Annotated in this window: 11 protein-coding genes; all 11 read left to right on the top strand. The window is 61.8% G+C overall.

Features of this window, described 5'->3' with window-relative positions:
• Window positions 1–85: 85 nt before the first annotated feature.
• Complete coding sequence (rpoB, locus tag AC1X6S_RS06565) at window positions 86–3,577, top strand: DNA-directed RNA polymerase subunit beta (protein ID WP_483404928.1); 3,492 nt, start codon at window positions 86–88, stop codon at window positions 3,575–3,577.
• 45 nt (window positions 3,578–3,622) lie between these two features.
• The gene (locus AC1X6S_RS06560; RefSeq protein ID WP_108391817.1) at window positions 3,623–7,504 is read left to right on the top strand and encodes a DNA-directed RNA polymerase subunit beta'; all 3,882 of its coding nucleotides are present in this window, start codon (window positions 3,623–3,625) and stop codon (window positions 7,502–7,504) included.
• 205 nt (window positions 7,505–7,709) lie between these two features.
• A complete protein-coding gene (locus AC1X6S_RS06555; protein ID WP_483404927.1) occupies window positions 7,710–8,435 on the top strand; it encodes a hypothetical protein in 726 nt (241 codons plus the stop codon).
• Between the two features lie 154 nt (window positions 8,436–8,589).
• Window positions 8,590–10,260 carry a GspE/PulE family protein gene (locus AC1X6S_RS06550; RefSeq protein WP_483404926.1) on the top strand — a complete coding sequence of 557 codons (1,671 nt, stop codon included), beginning with the start codon at window positions 8,590–8,592 and terminating at the stop codon, window positions 10,258–10,260.
• 76 nt (window positions 10,261–10,336) lie between these two features.
• Window positions 10,337–11,890, top strand: coding sequence for a type IV pilus twitching motility protein PilT (locus tag AC1X6S_RS06545; RefSeq protein WP_483404925.1), 1,554 nt, complete (start codon window positions 10,337–10,339; stop codon window positions 11,888–11,890).
• Window positions 11,891–13,120 carry a type II secretion system F family protein gene (locus tag AC1X6S_RS06540; protein ID WP_483404924.1) on the top strand — a complete coding sequence of 410 codons (1,230 nt, stop codon included), beginning with the start codon at window positions 11,891–11,893 and terminating at the stop codon, window positions 13,118–13,120.
• A 178-nt stretch (window positions 13,121–13,298) separates the two neighbouring features.
• Window positions 13,299–13,802: a type IV pilin protein gene (locus tag AC1X6S_RS06535; RefSeq protein ID WP_483404923.1), complete on the top strand. Its 504-nt coding sequence runs from the start codon at window positions 13,299–13,301 to the stop codon at window positions 13,800–13,802.
• Between the two features lie 166 nt (window positions 13,803–13,968).
• Window positions 13,969–15,381, top strand: a complete 1,413-nt coding sequence (locus tag AC1X6S_RS06530; protein WP_483404922.1) for a hypothetical protein — start codon at window positions 13,969–13,971, stop codon at window positions 15,379–15,381.
• Window positions 15,378–16,076, top strand: coding sequence for a PilW family protein (locus AC1X6S_RS06525; protein WP_483404921.1), 699 nt, complete (start codon window positions 15,378–15,380; stop codon window positions 16,074–16,076). Before AC1X6S_RS06530 ends, AC1X6S_RS06525 begins: the two co-directional genes overlap by 4 nt.
• The gene (locus tag AC1X6S_RS06520) at window positions 16,073–17,866 is read left to right on the top strand and encodes a hypothetical protein (RefSeq protein ID WP_483404920.1); all 1,794 of its coding nucleotides are present in this window, start codon (window positions 16,073–16,075) and stop codon (window positions 17,864–17,866) included. The genes AC1X6S_RS06525 and AC1X6S_RS06520 overlap by 4 nt, the downstream gene beginning before the upstream one ends.
• The gene (locus AC1X6S_RS06515) at window positions 17,863–18,717 is read left to right on the top strand and encodes a prepilin peptidase (RefSeq protein WP_483404919.1); all 855 of its coding nucleotides are present in this window, start codon (window positions 17,863–17,865) and stop codon (window positions 18,715–18,717) included. The genes AC1X6S_RS06520 and AC1X6S_RS06515 overlap by 4 nt, the downstream gene beginning before the upstream one ends.
• The last annotated feature ends 7 nt before the right edge of the window (window positions 18,718–18,724 follow it).

Raw genomic sequence — 18,724 nt, 5'->3', positions numbered from 1 at the left:
ACGCACCATTTTTGATGGCGTCTGACGAGTTCTCCATTACTACCAGTAACTAGAGCCTGTACGAGGGCCCACGGAGGTTATTTCCTTGGCTGTTGCGCGCAACGCATCCACCAACTCACCCAAGAACGGCCGCGACGCATCGCGTCTGTCGTTCGCGAAGATCACCGACACCCTGACGGTTCCGGATCTGCTTGCTTTGCAGACCGAGAGCTTCGACTGGCTCGTGGGCAACGACGTGTGGAAAGCACGCGTCGATGAAGCCACCAAGGCCGGCCGTCAGGATCTGCCGACTCACTCCGGCCTCGACGAGATCTTCGAGGAGATCTCACCGATCGAGGACCTCGGCGAGACGATGCAGCTGAGCTTCACCAGCCCCTTCCTGGAGCCGGAGAAGTACTCGATCGATGAGTGCAAGGAGCGTGGGAAGACCTACGCTGCTCCGCTCTACGTCGAGGCCGAGTTCATGAACCACCTCACCGGTGAGATCAAGACTCAGACCGTGTTCATGGGCGACTTCCCGCTCATGACCGAAAAGGGCACGTTCATCATCAACGGCACCGAGCGTGTCGTTGTGTCGCAGCTCGTCCGCAGCCCGGGTGTGTACTTCGACCGCAACCAGGAAAAGACATCCGACAAGGACATCTTCTCCGCTCGCATCATCCCGAGCCGCGGTGCATGGCTCGAGTTCGAGATCGACAAGCGCGACCAGGTCGGCGTTCGCATCGACCGCAAGCGCAAGCAGTCGGTCACCGTGTTCCTCAAGGCCCTCGGCCTGACCAGCGAAGACATCCTCGAGCAGTTCAAGGGCTTCGAGTCGATCGAGCTGACCCTCGAGAAGGACACCATCCTCACGAAGGAAGATGCGCTCCGCGACATCTACCGGAAGCTCCGTCCGGGAGAGCAGGTCGCCGCTGAGGCTGCCCGCGCACTCCTCGACAACTTCTACTTCAACTCCAAGCGTTACGACCTCGCCAAGGTCGGTCGTTACAAGATCAACAAGAAACTCGGTCTTGAAGCACCGCTCAGCGACAGTGTGCTGACCGTCGATGACATCGTCGAGACGATCAAGTACCTCGTTCGCCTGCACTCGGGTGAGACCACCTTCACCGGTCTCCGCGATGGCAAGAAGGCGGAGATCCGCCTGGACATCGACGACATCGACAACTTCGGTAACCGTCGTATCCGCGCCGTCGGCGAGCTCATCCAGAACCAGGTCCGCACCGGTCTGTCCCGCATGGAGCGCGTCGTTCGCGAGCGCATGACCACGCAGGACATCGAAGCGATCACCCCGCAGACCCTGATCAACGTGCGCCCCGTCGTCGCCGCGATCAAGGAGTTCTTCGGCACATCGCAGCTCTCGCAGTTCATGGACCAGAACAACCCGCTCGCTGGCCTCACCCACAAGCGTCGCCTTTCGGCGCTTGGCCCCGGTGGTCTGTCGCGTGAGCGTGCAGGTGTCGAGGTTCGAGACGTTCACCCGTCCCACTACGGCCGTATGTGCCCGATTGAGACGCCTGAAGGCCCGAACATCGGTCTGATCGGCTCGCTCGCATCGTTCGCACGCATCAACGCGTTCGGTTTCATCGAGACCCCGTACCGTCGCGTCGTCGACGGACTCGTCACGAAGGACATCGACTACCTCACGGCGATGGAAGAGGACGACTACATCGTCGCCCAGGCCAACGCACCGTTGAACGACGATGGCCGCTTCACCGAGGACCGCGTCCTCGCCCGCCGCAAGGGCGGAGAGGTTGACCTCTTCCCCGCGTCGGAAATCGGCTACATGGATGTTTCGCCTCGCCAGATGGTTTCCGTCGCGACGAGCCTCATCCCGTTCCTCGAGCACGACGATGCAAACCGCGCACTTATGGGTGCCAACATGCAGCGCCAGGCAGTTCCGCTGCTTCGCTCGGAGTCGCCGATCGTCGGAACCGGTATGGAGGGCTACGCAGCCATCGACGCCGGTGACGTGATCACCGCCGAGAAGTCGGGTGTTGTCGCCGAGGTTTCCGCCGAGGTCGTCACCATCCAGCTCGACGAGGGTGGAACCCAGGAGTACTACCTCCGCAAGTTCGACCGCTCCAACCAGGGCACCAGCTTCAACAACCGCGTCATCGTCTCAGCGGGCGACCGCATCGAGGCCGGCGAGGTCATCGCTGATGGTCCCGCAACGGAGAACGGCGAGCTCGCACTCGGAAAGAACCTCCTCGTGGCATTCATGTCATGGGAGGGTCACAACTTCGAGGACGCGATCATCCTGAGCCAGAACCTGGTGAAGGACGACACCCTCTCCTCGATTCACATCGAGGAGTACGAGGTCGACTCTCGCGACACCAAGCTGGGTAAGGAAGAGATCACCCGTGACCTTCCGAACGTCAGCCCGGAGCTGCTGAAGGACCTCGACGAGCGCGGCATCATCCGCATCGGCGCCGAAGTTCGCCCCGGCGACATCCTCGTCGGAAAGGTCACGCCGAAGGGCGAGACCGAGCTTTCCGCCGAAGAGCGTCTGCTCCGTGCGATCTTCAACGAGAAGAGCCGCGAAGTTCGCGACACCTCGCTCAAGGTTCCCCACGGTGAGCGCGGCACGATCATCGCCGTCAAGGAGTTCAACTCCGAAGATGGCGACGACGAGCTCGGCTCGGGTGTCAACCGCCGCGTGGTCGTCTACATCGCCCAGAAGCGCAAGATCACCGAGGGTGACAAGCTCTCCGGTCGTCACGGCAACAAGGGTGTCATCTCGAAGATTCTGCCTGTCGAAGACATGCCGTTCCTCGAAGACGGAACCCCCGTCGACATCATCCTCAACCCGCTCGGTATCCCGGGTCGAATGAACTTCGGCCAGGTCCTCGAGCTTCACCTCGGCTGGATCGCTCAGCAGGGCTGGAAGGTTGAAGGCAAGCCGACGTGGGCGAAGAACCTGCCGGCAGAGGCACACAGTGCTCCCGCCGGAACCAAGGTTGCGACCCCCGTGTTCGACGGTGCTTCCGAGGAAGAGATCGCAGGTCTCCTCGACTCGACGACGGTCACCCGCGATGGCGACCGCCTCATCGGATCAAGCGGTAAGGCCCGCCTGTTCGATGGTCGCTCCGGTGAGCCGTTCCCGATGCCGATCTCGGTTGGCTACATGTACATCCTCAAGCTGCACCACCTCGTCGACGACAAGATCCACGCTCGTTCGACCGGACCGTACTCGATGATCACCCAGCAGCCGCTCGGTGGTAAGGCACAGTTCGGTGGACAGCGCTTCGGTGAGATGGAAGTGTGGGCGCTCGAAGCTTATGGAGCCGCTTACGCGCTCCAGGAGCTGCTGACGATCAAGTCCGATGACATCCTTGGCCGCGTCAAGGTGTACGAGGCCATCGTCAAGGGTGAGAACATCCAGGAGCCCGGCATCCCCGAGTCCTTCAAGGTTCTGATCAAGGAAATGCAGTCTCTCTGCCTGAACGTTGAGGTCCTGTCAGCTGACGGAACTGTCGTCAGCCTTAAAGACACCGACGACGACGCCTTCCGCGCTGCGGAAGAACTCGGCATCAACATTTCCTCCAGGTTCGAGTCCTCGTCAATCGACGAGATCTAAGCCTGGCCAACTGAAGACCTCAGAGAACTTTCTTTAGGAGAGAAATTGCTCGACGTAACAACTTTTGATGCGCTTCGCATTGGCCTGGCTACAGCCGACGACATTCGTCGTTGGTCGTACGGCGAGGTCAAGAAGCCTGAAACAATCAACTACCGCACCCTGAAGCCCGAGAAGGATGGTCTGTTCGGTGAACAGATCTTCGGCCCGAGCCGTGACTGGGAATGCTCCTGTGGCAAGTACAAGCGTGTCCGCTTCAAGGGCATCGTTTGTGAGCGCTGTGGAGTGGAAGTCACCAAGTCGTCCGTGCGCCGTGAGCGCATGGGTCACATTGAGCTCGCTGCCCCCGTCACCCACATCTGGTACTTCAAGGGCGTTCCGTCGCGCTTGGGTTACCTGCTCGACATGGCACCGAAGGACCTCGAAAAGGTCATCTACTTCGCGGCATACATGGTCATCTCCGTTGACGAGGAAGCTCGCCACGAAGACATGCCAGGCCTTGAGAACGAGATCCGTCTCGAAATCAAGACCCTCGGCGACCAGCGCGACACCCGCATTGCGGACCGTCTGAAGAAGCTCGAAGACGACCTCGCTGCCCTCGAGGCAGAAGGCGCCAAGGCTGACCAGAAGCGTCGCACCAAGGACGCCGCTGAGAAGGAGATGAGCCAGGCCCGCAAGTCGTACGACGAGCAGATCGCTCACCTCGAGCGCGTCTGGGATGACTTCCGCAGCCTGAAGGTCGGAGACCTGAAGCCTGAGGATGCCGTCTTCCACGAACTGCAGGACCGTTTCGGCCTGTACTTCGAGGCGTTCATGGGCGCAGAAGCGATCCAGAAGCGACTGCTGAGCTTCGACCTCGCGGCTGAGTCCGAGCTGCTGCACACGCAGATCGCCGAAGGCAAGGGTCAGAAGAAGATCCGCGCCATCAAGCGCCTCCGTGTCGTCAACTCGTTCCTCTCGACCGGCAACTCGCCGGCCGCGATGGTGCTCGAGGTTGTCCCGGTTATCCCGCCGGAACTGCGCCCGATGGTGCAGCTCGACGGTGGCCGCTTCGCGACATCCGACCTCAACGACCTCTACCGTCGTGTGATCAACCGCAACAACCGTCTGCGTCGACTGCTTGACCTCGGTGCCCCCGAGATCATCGTCAACAACGAGAAGCGCATGCTTCAGGAGGCTGTTGACGCTCTGTTCGACAACGGTCGCCGTGGTCGTCCGGTTACAGGAACGGGAAACCGTGCCCTCAAGTCCCTGAGCGACATGCTCAAGGGTAAGCAGGGTCGTTTCCGTCAGAACCTGCTCGGAAAGCGCGTTGACTACTCCGGTCGTTCGGTCATCATCGTTGGACCGCAGCTCAAGCTGCACCAGTGTGGTCTGCCGAAGCAGATGGCTCTCGAGCTGTTCAAGCCGTTCGTGATCAAGCGCCTGATCGACCTGAGCCACGCTCAGAACATCAAGGCAGCAAAGCGCATGGTCGAGCGCAGCCGTCCCGAGGTCTGGGACGTTCTCGAAGAGATCATCCGCGAGCGTCCGGTCATGCTGAACCGTGCACCTACGCTCCACCGCCTCGGAATCCAGGCGTTCGAACCTCAGCTCGTCGAGGGTAAGGCCATCCAGCTTCACCCCCTCGTCTGTGCTGCATTCAACGCTGACTTCGACGGTGACCAGATGGCTGTTCACCTGCCGCTCTCGGTTGAGGCGCAGGCTGAAGCTCGCATCCTGATGCTCGCATCGAACAACATCCTCAAGCCGTCTGACGGACGCCCGGTCACCCTGCCTACGCAGGACATGATCATCGGCCTGCACCACCTGACCACCCTCAAGGAGGGTGTCGCCGGTGAAGGTCGCGCGTTCTCGTCGATCGCGGAAGCAATTCTCGCGTTCGACCAGAAGTCACTCGACCTCAACGCCAAGGTGCGCATTCGTCTTCACGACATCACCTTTGCCAAGGGCGAGGGCCCAGAGGGCTACGAAGGTTCCGGAGTTGTACTCGTCGAGACCACACTCGGTCGCGCGCTGTTCAACGAAGCCCTTCCGGACGACTACCCGTACGTCGAAGCAGTTGCCGACAAGGGCCAGCTCTCCGCGATCGTCAACGACCTCGCAGAGCGCTACCCGAAGACAGTTGTGGCCGCGACCCTTGACAACATCAAGGACGCCGGTTTCCACTGGGCAACCCGCTCAGGCGTCACCGTTGCACTCAGCGACGTTCTCACCCCGCCGAACAAGCGCGAGATCGTCATGGGCTACGAGAAGCTCGCCGCGAAGGTGCAGGGCCAGTTCGACAAGGGTCTGACCACCGACGCCGAGCGTCGTCAGGAGCTCATCAAGATCTGGACCGAGGCGACCGAAAAGGTTGCTGAGGCGATGCGCGCCAACTTCCCCGAGGACAACACGATCAACCGCATGGTGTCGTCTGGTGCTCGTGGTAACTGGCTGCAGATCCGCAACATTGCGGGTATGCGAGGCCTGGTGAACAACCCGAAGGGTGAGATCATCCCTCGCCCGATCATCTCGTCCTACCGCGAGGGACTGTCGGTTGCCGAGTACTTCATCGCAACCCACGGTGCTCGTAAGGGACTTGCTGACACGGCGCTTCGTACGGCCGACTCGGGTTACCTCACACGTCGACTCGTCGACGTGTCGCAGGACGTCATCATCCGTGAAGAAGACTGTGGAACGACCAAGGGCCTCGAGCTCGCGATCGCCGCTGTCGACTCCACCGGAACCCTCGTCCGTGACGCCAACGTTGAGAACTCCGTGTTCGCTCGTTCACTCGCTGCAGACGCCATCGACCCGAAGGGCACCGTTGTTGCGGAGGCCGGTTCGGACGTCGGAGACGTTCTCATCGACAAGCTCGTCGAGGCAGGTGTCGAGAGCATCAAGGTGCGCTCGGTCCTGACTTGTGAGTCCGCTGTCGGTGTCTGTGCAGCCTGCTACGGCCGTTCACTCGCAACCGGAAAGCTCGTCGACATCGGAGAGGCCGTCGGCATCATCGCGGCCCAGTCGATCGGTGAGCCAGGAACGCAGCTCACGATGCGTACGTTCCACACCGGTGGTTCGGCATCAGCAGACGACATCACGCAGGGTCTTCCCCGCGTCCAGGAGCTCTTCGAGGCCCGTACCCCCAAGGGTGCGACGCCGATCGCTGAAGCTGCAGGTCGCGTCAACATCGAAGACACCGACCGTAGCCGCAAGATCATCCTCACGCCGGACAACGGCGACGAGCCAGTGATCTACCCGGTTCTCAAGCGCGCGACCCTCCTCATTGAAGATGGTCAGCACGTTGAGCTCGGTCAGCCTCTGCACCTCGGTGCCGTCGACCCGAAGGAAGTTCTCCGGGTTCTCGGTGTTCGCGAAGTTCAGAAGCACCTCGTTGGTGGCGTCCAGGGCGTTTACCGCTCGCAGGGTGTACCCATCCACGACAAGCACATCGAAGTCATCGTCCGCCAGATGCTCCGCAAGGTGACAGTGGTTGACCACGGTGACACAGGCCTCCTGCCTGGTGAGCTCGTCGACCGGATGAAGTACAACGAGCTGAACCGCGCTGCGCTGACCGAAGGCAAGAAGACGGCATCCGCTCGTCAGGAAGTCATGGGTATCACCAAGGCTTCTCTCGCGACCGAGTCGTGGCTCTCTGCCGCATCGTTCCAGGAGACGACCCGCGTTCTCACGCAGGCCGCCATGGAGGGCAAGAGCGACCCGCTTCTTGGCCTCAAGGAGAACGTCATCATCGGTAAGCTCATCCCGGCCGGAACCGGACTCGGAAAGTACCGCAACGTCACCGTTGAGGCAACTGACGAGGCCAAGGCCGAGCGTTACCCGAACCGTATCTTCGCAACGGATGGTGCATTCGATGAGGCCGACCTCGGCTTCGTTGACTTCGACACCTTCTCGAGTGACGATTTCACCCCCGGTACCTACAACTAGGTAGCAGGCACAGTCGCTTCGGCGGCTGACACGAAAGGCCCCGACTCTTGAGTCGGGGCCTTTCGTCGTTAACGGGTGCCTGCGGCCGCGTTCGCGACGCGCTCGACAGCATCCGTTCGGAGATTGTCCAAATCGTGACCGGATGTTGCGGGATGAGTGGTCGGCAGCGCGGTAGCTTGGGGGCCTGCCTCGCGAAAGGACAGCCATGTCGGACCAGTTCGGAATCCCCGGTGAAGAAACCCCCGTTCCGGCGGACGACGGTCAGCGACGTCGGCGCCTCATCCTGTGGATCTCGGTCGGGCTCGTGGTTGCCGTCGTGATCGCCCTGGTGGTGTTCTGGGCGGTCCGTGATGGTGCGGAGACCGGCGGCGAACCGACGCCGACGCCGACTGCGACGCGGACAACGACCGCCACGCCGACTCCGAGCCTTACGCCGACGCCGACGCCGACGCCGACGCCGACACCGACACCCGAAGACCCCGACGCGATCTCTCTGCCGTCGGAGTGCTCGGCGGTCTACAGCCCCACGTTCTTCGAGGGTCTCAGCGCGTCCGGTATGCCGCTCAATGATGAAACTCTTGCCGGTACTGCGCCAACCAAATCGGAGAGCGCGGAAGCGATCCGCGAGACCCTGCCATCCATCGACTGCGATTGGGGAGTGGCAAGCGAGGTCGGGATCGGGACCGCGGTGAATATCGTCGACGCGGGCCAGATCACTGCGGCGATTGAAGCGCTCACCGCTGACGGTCACAGCTGCGTCGAGTGGATGGGCGGCACGCACTGCACGATCCTGTGGGTCGACGAATCCGGTGAGTACGGGCCGGCCGGGGAGTCCCATTACTTCCGGAGCAACGGGTGGGTGTCCACGCACTGGACCCAGGTGGATTTTGCCGGATACACGGAAGACATTATCGCGACGCTCTGGGGATAGCCTGCCGGGCGGATGCCGTCACGGAGCGGGGAGGCAACGACGCGTCACGTGAATGGGGGCGCCGAATCCCCAACGGGGGACTGTGGCCATCTGGCACCTGGACTGTAGCGTGACAAGGCTGCCAAGCACTGACACGATCCGGGGGGTGATCTTCGTGCCATCCATTATGGAGACACTGATCCTCCAGGGGATCCTCCCGTTCGACCAGCTCGAGCGGGTCAGCCGCAACCAGGCCGATGACGAGGTCGCACTCGGCGCGCTGCTCGAGCAGAAGATGGTCACCCCTGTGCAGCTCGCGCGAGCGCGGGCGACGCAGGCCGGGATCGGCTTCGTCGAGTTGCTCGAGTATCCGGTGGACCGCACGGCTGTCGCGCTCGTGCCTGCCACGCTCTGCCGGCGGCACTCGGTGCTGCCAATCGGGCTCGTCGACGGCGTGCTTCAGCTCGCCATGGTCACGCCGGGTGATGTGTTCGCGATCGACGATGTGCGCGCGGCAACCCACCTGAGGGTTGAGAAGGTGCAGGCGGAGCAGGGCGACCTCCTCGCCGCCATCGATCGGTATCTGCGTGCTGATGACGAGCTCAACGACCTGACGAGCACGCTCGAAGAAGAGTCAACTCCGCAGGATGCCGGACTCGGCATCGCGGACAACAGCGATGACGATGCGCCGATCGTGCGGTTCGTCAACCTTCTCGTGTCGCAGGCGATCCAGGACAGCGCCTCCGACATCCATATCGAACCTGGCGAGCACGAACTCCGGGTGCGATACCGCATTGACGGCGTGCTCCATGAGATGCAGAGCGCGCCCAAGAGCATCCAGAACGGCGTGATCTCGAGGCTCAAGATCATGAGCGATATCGACATCGCCGAGCGGCGTAAACCGCAGGACGGCCGGATGTCGGTGAGCCACGGCGGGCGCAAGATCGACCTGCGCGTGGCGACACTGCCCACCGTGTGGGGCGAGAAGGTCGTCATGCGAATTCTCGACAACTCGAACACGAGCCTCGACCTGCGCGACCTGCAGTTGCTCGATCGCAACTTTGAGGCGTACAAGAAGTCATATACGAAGCCGTACGGCATGATCCTCGTCACCGGTCCGACCGGTTCGGGAAAGTCGACGACCCTCTACACGACCCTCAACACGGTTGCGCGTCCCGAGATCAACGTCATCACGGTCGAAGATCCCGTCGAGTATCGGATGGCGGGCATCAACCAGGTGCAGGTCAATCCGAAAGCGGGGCTCACCTTCGCGAGTGCGCTGAGGTCGATCCTCCGTTCGGACCCCGATGTGGTGCTGCTCGGCGAGATCCGTGACCATGAAACCGCGCAGATCGCGATCGAGGCGTCGCTCACCGGCCACCTCGTGCTGTCGACCCTGCACACGAACGATGCGCCCAGCGCCGTCGTCCGGCTGACGGAGATGGACATCGAACCCTTCCTCGTCGGGTCCGCACTCGACTGCGTCGTCGCCCAGCGTCTCGCGCGGCGCCTTTGTGACCGGTGCAAGGCGCCGGCTGAGCACACGGCCGATGACCTGCTCCGGATGAAGTTTCCGCAGGTGCCGGTTAGCCGCCGGATGCCCGGAATCTTCCGTCCGGTCGGCTGCAACCAGTGCTCGAACACCGGGTACCGCGGCCGGCTCGCGATTCATGAGGTCATGAGTATCTCCGAAGAGATCGAGCGGATGGCCGTTGCCCGCGCATCGAGTGCGGACATCGGAAGGGTGGCTCGTGAGCAGGGGATGCTCACGCTCCGCGAAGACGGGTACACCAAAGCCACCATGGGGCTCACGAGCCTCGAGGAGATTCTGCGGGTCGTCGTCTAACGGCGCTCGCGGCAGGGACGGCAGGTGCCGGACCCGGACATTCACACAGCAGAAAGCACATTTGAGGGAGTGACGCTTGAGCGATCCAATCTATGAGATTCCGATCCTGCCGCCCGGCGCGAACGTTGGCGGCTGGACGCCGGGAATCAAGCCGCGAACGGATGCCGGCACCGGCGTTCCTGCTGCGGACGCACCGGATCCTTTGGTCACCAGCGCGACCTCCGATTCTGACGCCAGGGGCATCGATGTCTTCGACGAGCTCGCGCCGCCGTTCGCGCCGCGTGCCGGGTTGCAGTTCAGCGATGCGTCTCCGTCGATGGCTGCGTCGCCGCCGGTGGCTGCGTCACCGCCCCTGACGACGGCGGTTCCGCAGGCGGCCCCGCCGATGACCCGCAGCGAGGCCAACCGTATGGCCCAGGCCGCTGCGGCGGCACGCGCTGAACGAAACGGGGGTGAGCAGGCCGCGCCGCAGGCAGAAGCCGAGATCTCCCTCGCCGAGGCTCTCTCCGCTGTGGTCGCCCTCGGGGCATCCGACCTGCACGTCACTGCTGACGCTCCGCCGATGATCCGCGTCAACGGTGGGCTGAAACCGATCGACGGCGCAGCGCCCTGGAGCCGCGACAAGGTGACGGCGGAGCTCGCCGCCATCGTGACCGACAAGCAGCGCGAGATGTTCTATGAGCACCTGGAACTCGACTTCGCGCACACCCTCACCGCGGATAGCCGGTTCCGGGTGAACTACTACATGCAGCGCGGGGCGATCGGGGCGGCGTTCCGGTTGATCCCGACCGAGATCAAGCGGCTCAGCGACCTTGGAGTGCCCGACTCTGTGAGTCGATTTGCTGCGCTGCCGCGCGGCCTGGTGCTGGTAACCGGTCCGACCGGTTCGGGAAAGTCGACCACGCTGGCCGGGCTCATCGACCTCGTGAACCGTACCCGCGCCGACCACATCGTGACGGTGGAAGACCCGATCGAGTTCATGCACAAGAACCAGAAGTCGATCGTCAACCAGCGAGAGGTCGGTGCAGACACCCACAGCTTCGCGAACGCACTCAAGCATGTACTGCGTCAGGACCCCGACGTCATCCTCATCGGTGAGCTCCGCGACCTCGAGACGATCTCGGTGGCGCTGACCGCTGCCGAGACCGGTCACCTCGTCTTCGCGACGCTGCACACGCAGGATGCCGCGCAGACGATCGACCGTGTGATCGACGTCTTCCCGTCGCACCAGCAGGACCAGGTGCGCACGCAGCTGTCCGGTGTGCTGCAGGGCGTCGTCTGCCAGACCCTCGTGCCGAAGGCGAGTGGGTCGGGGCGTGTGGTGGCGACCGAGGTGATGGTGATCACGCCGGCGCTGTCGAACCTCATCCGTGAGGGCAAGACCTACCAGATCCTCTCGGCGATGCAGGCGGGTAAGGAACTCGGCATGCACACGATGGATCAGCACCTCGCTGAGCTCGTCAACTCAGGCAGGGTGACCCGCCAGGCCGCGGAGGCGAAAGCCCACGACCCAGAGGGGTTCTCACGGATGCTCAGCGGTGTTCAGTCGCCGACCGAGGCATCGACTCGTGCGATGCAGGCGTCGGAAATCGACTTCGGCGATTCGTTCTCGAACAGGCTGGAGCGGTAAGTGCCAACTACCCTCGCCTATGCCTACAAGGGACGAGACGCAGCGGGCAAGATCGTCAAGGGCAAAGTCGAGGCCTCGAGCGAGTCGGCCGTTGCCACCCGTCTTCGATCGATGGGGCTCTCGCCGGTTTCGATTGAGGCAGCTCCGGATGGCACGGGGCTGAGTAAAGAGATCACGATCCCCGGATTCTCGAAGGGTGTCGGGCTCAAGGACCTGGCGATCATGAGCCGGCAGATGTCGACGATGGCCAGTGCTGGGTTGTCACTCATGAAGACGCTGACGATCCTCGCGGACCAGACCGAGTCCAAGCCTCTCGCGAAGATTCTCGGAACCGTGCGTGACGACGTTGAGACTGGTTCGTCGCTGTCGGATTCCATGCGGAAGCACCACAAGGACTTCCCGCCGATCATGATCAACATGGTTAAGGCGGGGGAGACCGGCGGGTTCCTCGACAAAGCGCTCGACACGGTCGCGACGAACTTCGAGAAGGAAGCGGCGCTCAAGAACAGCATCAAGAGCGCCATGACCTACCCCGTTGTCGTGGTCGGAATGGTCGTCCTTGCGGTAGCCGGAATGCTCATCTTCATCGTGCCGGTGTTCAAGGACATGTTCGAGGGGATGGGTGGCAGCCTGCCGCTGCCGACCCAAATCCTCGTCACGCTCTCCGAGCAAATGATCTGGCTCGGACCACTGATCCTCGTGCTCTCCATTGCCGGAACCGTGTGGTGGAAGTCGCACAAGAACGACGAGAACGTGCGCAAGTTCCTCGACCCGCTGAAGCTCAAGATGCCGGTCTTCGGCCTGCTCATGAAAAAGCTGGCCGTTGCGCGATTCTCGCGCAACTTCGCGGACATGATCGGCGCTGGTGTTCCCATCCTGCAGGCGCTCCAGATCGTGGGCGAGACCTCCGGAAACTACGTCATCGAGGAGGCGCTCAAGAAGGTCGCGGATTCGGTGCGGCAGGGCAAGTCGATCGCAGGGCCGATGGCCGAGGAAGACGTCTTTCCGCCGATGGTCGTGCAGATGGTCTCGGTCGGCGAAGACTCCGGTGCGATGCAGCAGATGCTCGAGAAGATCGCCGAGTTCTACGACCAGGAGGTGCAGACCATGACCGACAGCCTGACCTCGCTGATAGAGCCGCTGCTCATCGCTTTTCTGGGAATCGTCGTCGGCGGCATGATCGTCGCTCTGTACCTGCCGGTCTTCAACATTGCCACATTGATGCAATAGCTGAGATTTACTCACCTTATTGCGCAGCCGCCCCCGCTCTGGGGTGGCGAAATGCCCAAGTCACCCCTGTTTGCGTGTCCAGCCTGAGCCCTTCCTTCGCATACTGTCATAACCCGGTGGGTCCCGTGAGGCCGATCCCGACGCCGGCTAGTACACCTCAATCACAAAGGAAAGCCTCATGGTTTCTCGCATCACTGCCGCGCTCGCGGCTCGCTACAAGGCCATTCAGGAGAAGGAAAAGGGCTTCACCCTGATCGAGCTCCTGGTCGTCGTCATCATCATCGGCGTGCTCGCCGCGATCGCCATCCCGATCTACCTGGGCGTGCAGAACAACGCGAAGGACAGCGCCGTACAGTCCGACCTTTCCAACGTGAAGATCGCCGTCGTAGCCGCGTACACCGACGACTCGACATTCGCTCCGACGGGCACCCTGAGCACGGTCACTCCGGTCGGCACTAAGAAGCTGGCTGACCTTGGTGCGACCGCCAGTGGCAAGTATGGAACTGCCGTGAACGGTGCGTTCGTGGTCAAGGGCAAGGCGACCGGAAGCGGTACAGCGACTGGCGCCGATTTCTGCATCGAAGCCACCAGTAGCGAAACGAATAGCAGCTTCCACATCACGTCAACCGCCGGTGTGAAAAAGGGTCTCTGCTACGGGGCCACGACGCCTGCAGCTGGATAAATGAGAACGAGAAACCCGTAGCCGGCACCACGCGAAATCGGCCGTGGGCGGCACCCCGCGGGTCGCAAGGGTCCTGAGGGCTAATCACTAAGAACGATGTCCGGAGCTCACCGTTAGATTGAGCGCCGGACATCGCCTTTTCGTCGTTCCGGAAGAGGTGACCGCAATGCGAAGCATCCGCGCGGGTGTTGTCCAGGAGGACCGCGAGGGCGGTCTCTCCCTGATCGAACTCGTGATCGCCCTGATGGTCTTCGCAATCATCGTCGTGGGGATCTCGATGTCGATCACGAGTGTTCTCACCATGACCTCGGGGTCGCGCGCTCGAGTCGCTGCCACCAATCTCGCTGCCAGCGACATTGACCTCGTCAGATCGAAAGACGATGTGTTTGACGTGCTGACGACTACGTATGAGCGGGAAATAGACGGCACGGACTTCACCATCAGTCGTGCCACGTCGTGGATTTCGACGGCGGGCACAGATGTGCGGTGCGACAGCGCCGGTGGGGCGCTCCAGTACAAACGTGTCAACGTGACCGTGACTTGGCCGGGGAACAGGGCGACCGAGGTTCGGGCAGACACCATCCTCACTCCGGGAAGCAGGATCAACGACCCCGAGACGGGCACCATCCTCGTCTCGGTGAAAGACGCTTCTGGCGCGGGTAGCCCTGGCGTGAAGATCACGGCAACGTCGACCTCAGACGATGGTGCGATCACTGAAACTCCTCCGCTGACCGACGCTGATGGCTGCAGCTACCTGCTCAAAGTCGTACCAGGAACGTACTCGGTCAAGCTCGAGAAGACGGGCAGTGTCGACAACCTGCACAATCCCAGCCCAGAGAGCGTCGTTACCGTGCTGAAGGGCCAATCGACGTCGGCGTCGTTCGCGTATGACACTGCAGCCAAATACACGGTCGCCTATACCGCAACGCCCGCTCCAGGGGCCCCATTGCCCAATCCCATCAGCGTCCCGTCGAACATGGAAGCTAGCGTGCTCGGCAGTGGCCTCCCCGTGGTTCGCCCGCTTTCATCGACAATGAACCTGTTTCCAGCGGGTGCTGGTTACCAAATGCTCGCGGGCGCGTTCGTTGCCGAGACCATCGCGGAACCAGGGGGAGCGGCGGTGCCGGAGTCTTGTGCTGTCGTAGATCCGACCTCCTGGCTTGACGACGTATCCGTTTCGCCGCCAAGGGTAGGGCAGCTACCCTCCCTCATTGCGGCCGTCCCGCCGAAAAGTGCCGCCATCTCGGTCCCGGTCGGCGTGGTAACAATAAGTGGCGACTCCGACAAACGATGGCTCTTCGCCGAACGGGTCACCACGCCGAAGATATCTCCTACGGGTCAGCCTGCTTGCACCGAAGCCGTAACATACGCCTTCGATAGCGCCGTGGTCCCCCAGGGAGCGAATAAAACGGTCACCGTTGGCCTTCCTTTCGGCACCTGGAAGTTCTATACGAAAGCGAGCCAAAACGGGGGAACAGCAACGGTTCTCGATACGACGCGGGTTACGGTTCGTACGTCTGCGCCACCACCGACCGGCTCTAAGACGTTCACGCTCGATCCGCGCACGGTGCTCCCGTGACGGGAATCGCCAATCGGGCTGCCCGTACCAGAGGAGAGTTCGAACGTGGGCTTACCCTGGTAGAGCTCCTCATCGCGATGCTCCTGTTGTCGATCGTAACAACCATCGTGGCCGCGCTTCTTATCAACATCACCAACGCCGCGACCATGAGTCGCGGAATCGACGCGAGCAGCAAGACGGCATCCAATGCGATGAATGAACTCGCCCTCGTTGTTCGGAACGGCTCGAGCGTTCCCGTGAAGAACAACATCATGCCTCTCGGCGCCTTCGTCGCGGCTAGCCCCGAATCGTTGACGATCCACTCGGTTCTGGGCGGTTCTGGTTTGTCACTCTCTCCGGTGAAAGTGACGTTTACCGTCAACGCGAAGCGCCAGCTCATCGAACAGCGGTGGGCAGCGAAGGTGACCGATGGTTATTTCTCCTGGCCGGCGGCTTCCGCTATGACTTCTCGAAACCTCAGTGGTTCGTTGCTCATTCCGAAAGGCGACGAGCGGCCTCTTTTCACCTACCTCAACGAGGAGAGGAAGCCGATGGATATGGGCGACGGGAACAAGCTGTCGGTCGTGGACCTCGGTAGAGTCCGCTTCGTGTTGATCACGATGCGCGTCGAAGCCGAGGGTGGCGCGAAGGGCCAGATCATCGAACTCGAGAACACCGTCGGCGTTCCTAACCTCGGAGAGGTCAGTGCAGAATGACACACGCCGTCGGTCGATTTCTAAAGCTCAAAGGAGAAGGCGGAGCGGCCCTCGTCATGGTCATCGTCCTGGGAGCGGTGATGGTGATGGTCGCGACGACAGCCGTCACTATCGCCGTCAGTGGCGCGCGAAGTTCCAAGTCGAGCGAAGACTGGAATGCTGCCCTGGCAGCGGCGTATGCGGGGGTCGATGAGTACCAAAACCGACTGGCAAACGACAGCACCTACAGCAAATACGGCAATCCGGAGTCGATTTTTTCGACGGCATCCGGAAGCGCTGTGACGCTTCCGACGAGTCCTGAGAACCCGGCTTTCGGCACAGGAGTCGATGGAGCGTGGGGAACGGTGCCTGGGAGCGACGGTCGAGCCTCGTTCCGATACGAGGTAAACAATGCGAAATACACCGCGAATGGTGTGCTAACCATCCGTTCAACTGGTCGGGTCGGATCGGCGACCCGGACCGTTGTCGCTGATCTCAAACAGAAGGGTTTTATCGACTTCTTGTACTTCACCGACTATGAGGTCAGAGATCCGAGCCAGGGCGGCAAGAACTGCACGCCGACCTACAGCTGGAAGGCAGGGAACTCGTGCGACACCATTCAGTTTTCTTCCACCGACGTCATGGATGGCCCCATGCACTCGAACGATACGCTTCGGCTGTGCGGACGGTTCAAGGGCGAAATAACCACTGCCAACAACAAGACGCCGAAGAACTACGAAAATGCCTGCTCGAATCCCGTATTCGATGCCGGTGCCCCAAAGACCAGCCAGACCATCGGAATGCCGCCCACGAACGCGGAAATGAAACGCGAGACGCGGTCCGACCTGAAGCAGGACGTCCCAAGGCCTGGATGCCTCTACACCGGACCCACCCAGATTTCCCTCAACGGGGCGACGGGGAAGATGACGGTTAAGTCGCCATACACGCAGTTCACGAACACCGCCGGTGACGACTCCGCGGTCGGATCTAACCCGGACCAATGCGGAAGGCCGGGAACGGAACCCGGTGGGCTCGGGTCGGCAACAGGCGCGACGATCGATGTCCTCGATCAGAACCTCCTTTACGTGCAAAGTGTGCCGTCTGTCGACACCGACGAGAACTACACCCAGCCCGGTACCTATCCGGCGAATTTTGTGTGCTCAAACGGCGATTCCAATACAACCAAAGGCGGTTGGGTGTTCTCGTCGGACAGCACCGTCTCCCAGTATCCGATGAAAAACGAGATTGCGCCGGCGGCCGTCAAGCCCGCCCATTATGGGTGCCGCAACGGTGACGTGTACGTGGCCGGGCAGCTCAAAGGAGCAATGACGATCGCTGCGCAGAACTATGCCTACGTCGTGGGCGACCTTACTTATACGGATGCAGGGACAGACATTCTTGGTCTGGTCGCGAACGCGGTCTGGGTTTGGAATCCGATCGAATGCACCCAATATGAAAAAAAGAAGAACGGTCAAACCACTACGACCTGTGAAAAGTCGAAGTTCGCGCTTGGGCAAGATCGGACGATCAATGCTGCACTCCTCGCCGTGACGAACTCGTTCTCTGTTCAGAACTACGACAAGGGCTCAAGTAAGCGCGGCACGCTCACGGTGAATGGCGCCATTGCGCAAGTATTCCGCGGGCCTGTGGCGACAACGGGCAGCACCGGCTATGACAAGAGCTACCACTATGACCGACGACTGCGAACGACGGCGCCACCCAAGTTCCTCTCGCCGACGTCGACGACGTACGGCGTCAGTCAGATCGGAAGTGTTGGCACGGCCTTCAACGCTGACGGGTCGACCCCATGACCCCCGCCGATCTGACCGTCCCGCTGACGTTTCTGACGGTTGTGGTCGGCATCCTCGGCCTCCTCGTCGGCTCCTTCCTCAACGTCGTCGTCTATCGGATGCCGAACGGCATGTCCGTCGTCGCGCCACCGAGCGCATGCCCCGGGTGCGGCTCACAGATCAAGCCGTACGACAACGTGCCTGTGCTGTCCTGGCTCGCGCTCCGCGGTAAGTGCCGAAACTGCAAAGAACCGATCTCGGCGCGGTACCCGCTCGTCGAAGCCGGCGTCGGCGTGTTCTTCGCCGTGGTCGCCGTGTGGTGGTGGCTGGTTTCCGGCGCGTCTGCGACATCGACCAGCGGCATCGTCGCAAACGTGCTCGTGCTCTTCGCGTTTCTCTGGCTTGCGGGGGTCAGCGTTGCTCTCGCGCTGATCGACCTGGATACGCACAAGCTCCCCAACGCGATCGTTCTGCCGAGCTACCTCGTCGGCGGAGTTCTGCTGGCGGCCGCCGGCATCCTGAATTCGGATCCTGATGCTCTGATTCGCGCTGGTGTCGGCATGGGAGCGATGTGGCTCGCGTACTTCCTGATGGCGATGCTGTACCCCGGCGGCATGGGGTTCGGTGACGTCAAACTCGCTGGCGTGCTGGGCCTGTACCTCGGTTTCGTCGGCTGGGGTGCGCTCCTCGTCGGCGCATTCGCTGCCTTCTTTCTTGGCGGGCTGTATGCGATCGGGCTCATGCTCGCACGCAAGGCGGGTCGCAAGAGCGGTATCCCGTTCGGACCCTGGATGCTCATCGGCGCCTGGACCGGCATTTTCTTTGGCACCGCGCTATGGAATTCCTACCTCTCGCTGCTCGGTGTGGCGTAGGCAGAAA

Source organism: Mycetocola sp. Y442, assembly GCF_056898615.1.
Note: the sequence above shows the minus strand (reverse complement) of the source record. Positions and strands in the feature narration are given on the sequence as shown.

What these genes read in the sequence shown, in the direction of transcription:
- AC1X6S_RS06555 (WP_483404927.1), top strand. Translation starts at nt 7,710, where the DNA reads ATGTCGGACCAGTTCGGAATCCCCGGTGAAGAAACCCCCGTTCCGGCG.
- AC1X6S_RS06535 (WP_483404923.1), top strand. Translation starts at nt 13,299, where the DNA reads ATGGTTTCTCGCATCACTGCCGCGCTCGCGGCTCGCTACAAGGCCATT.
- AC1X6S_RS06530 (WP_483404922.1), top strand. Translation starts at nt 13,969, where the DNA reads ATGCGAAGCATCCGCGCGGGTGTTGTCCAGGAGGACCGCGAGGGCGGT.
- AC1X6S_RS06520 (WP_483404920.1), top strand. Translation starts at nt 16,073, where the DNA reads ATGACACACGCCGTCGGTCGATTTCTAAAGCTCAAAGGAGAAGGCGGA.
- AC1X6S_RS06515 (WP_483404919.1), top strand. Translation starts at nt 17,863, where the DNA reads ATGACCCCCGCCGATCTGACCGTCCCGCTGACGTTTCTGACGGTTGTG.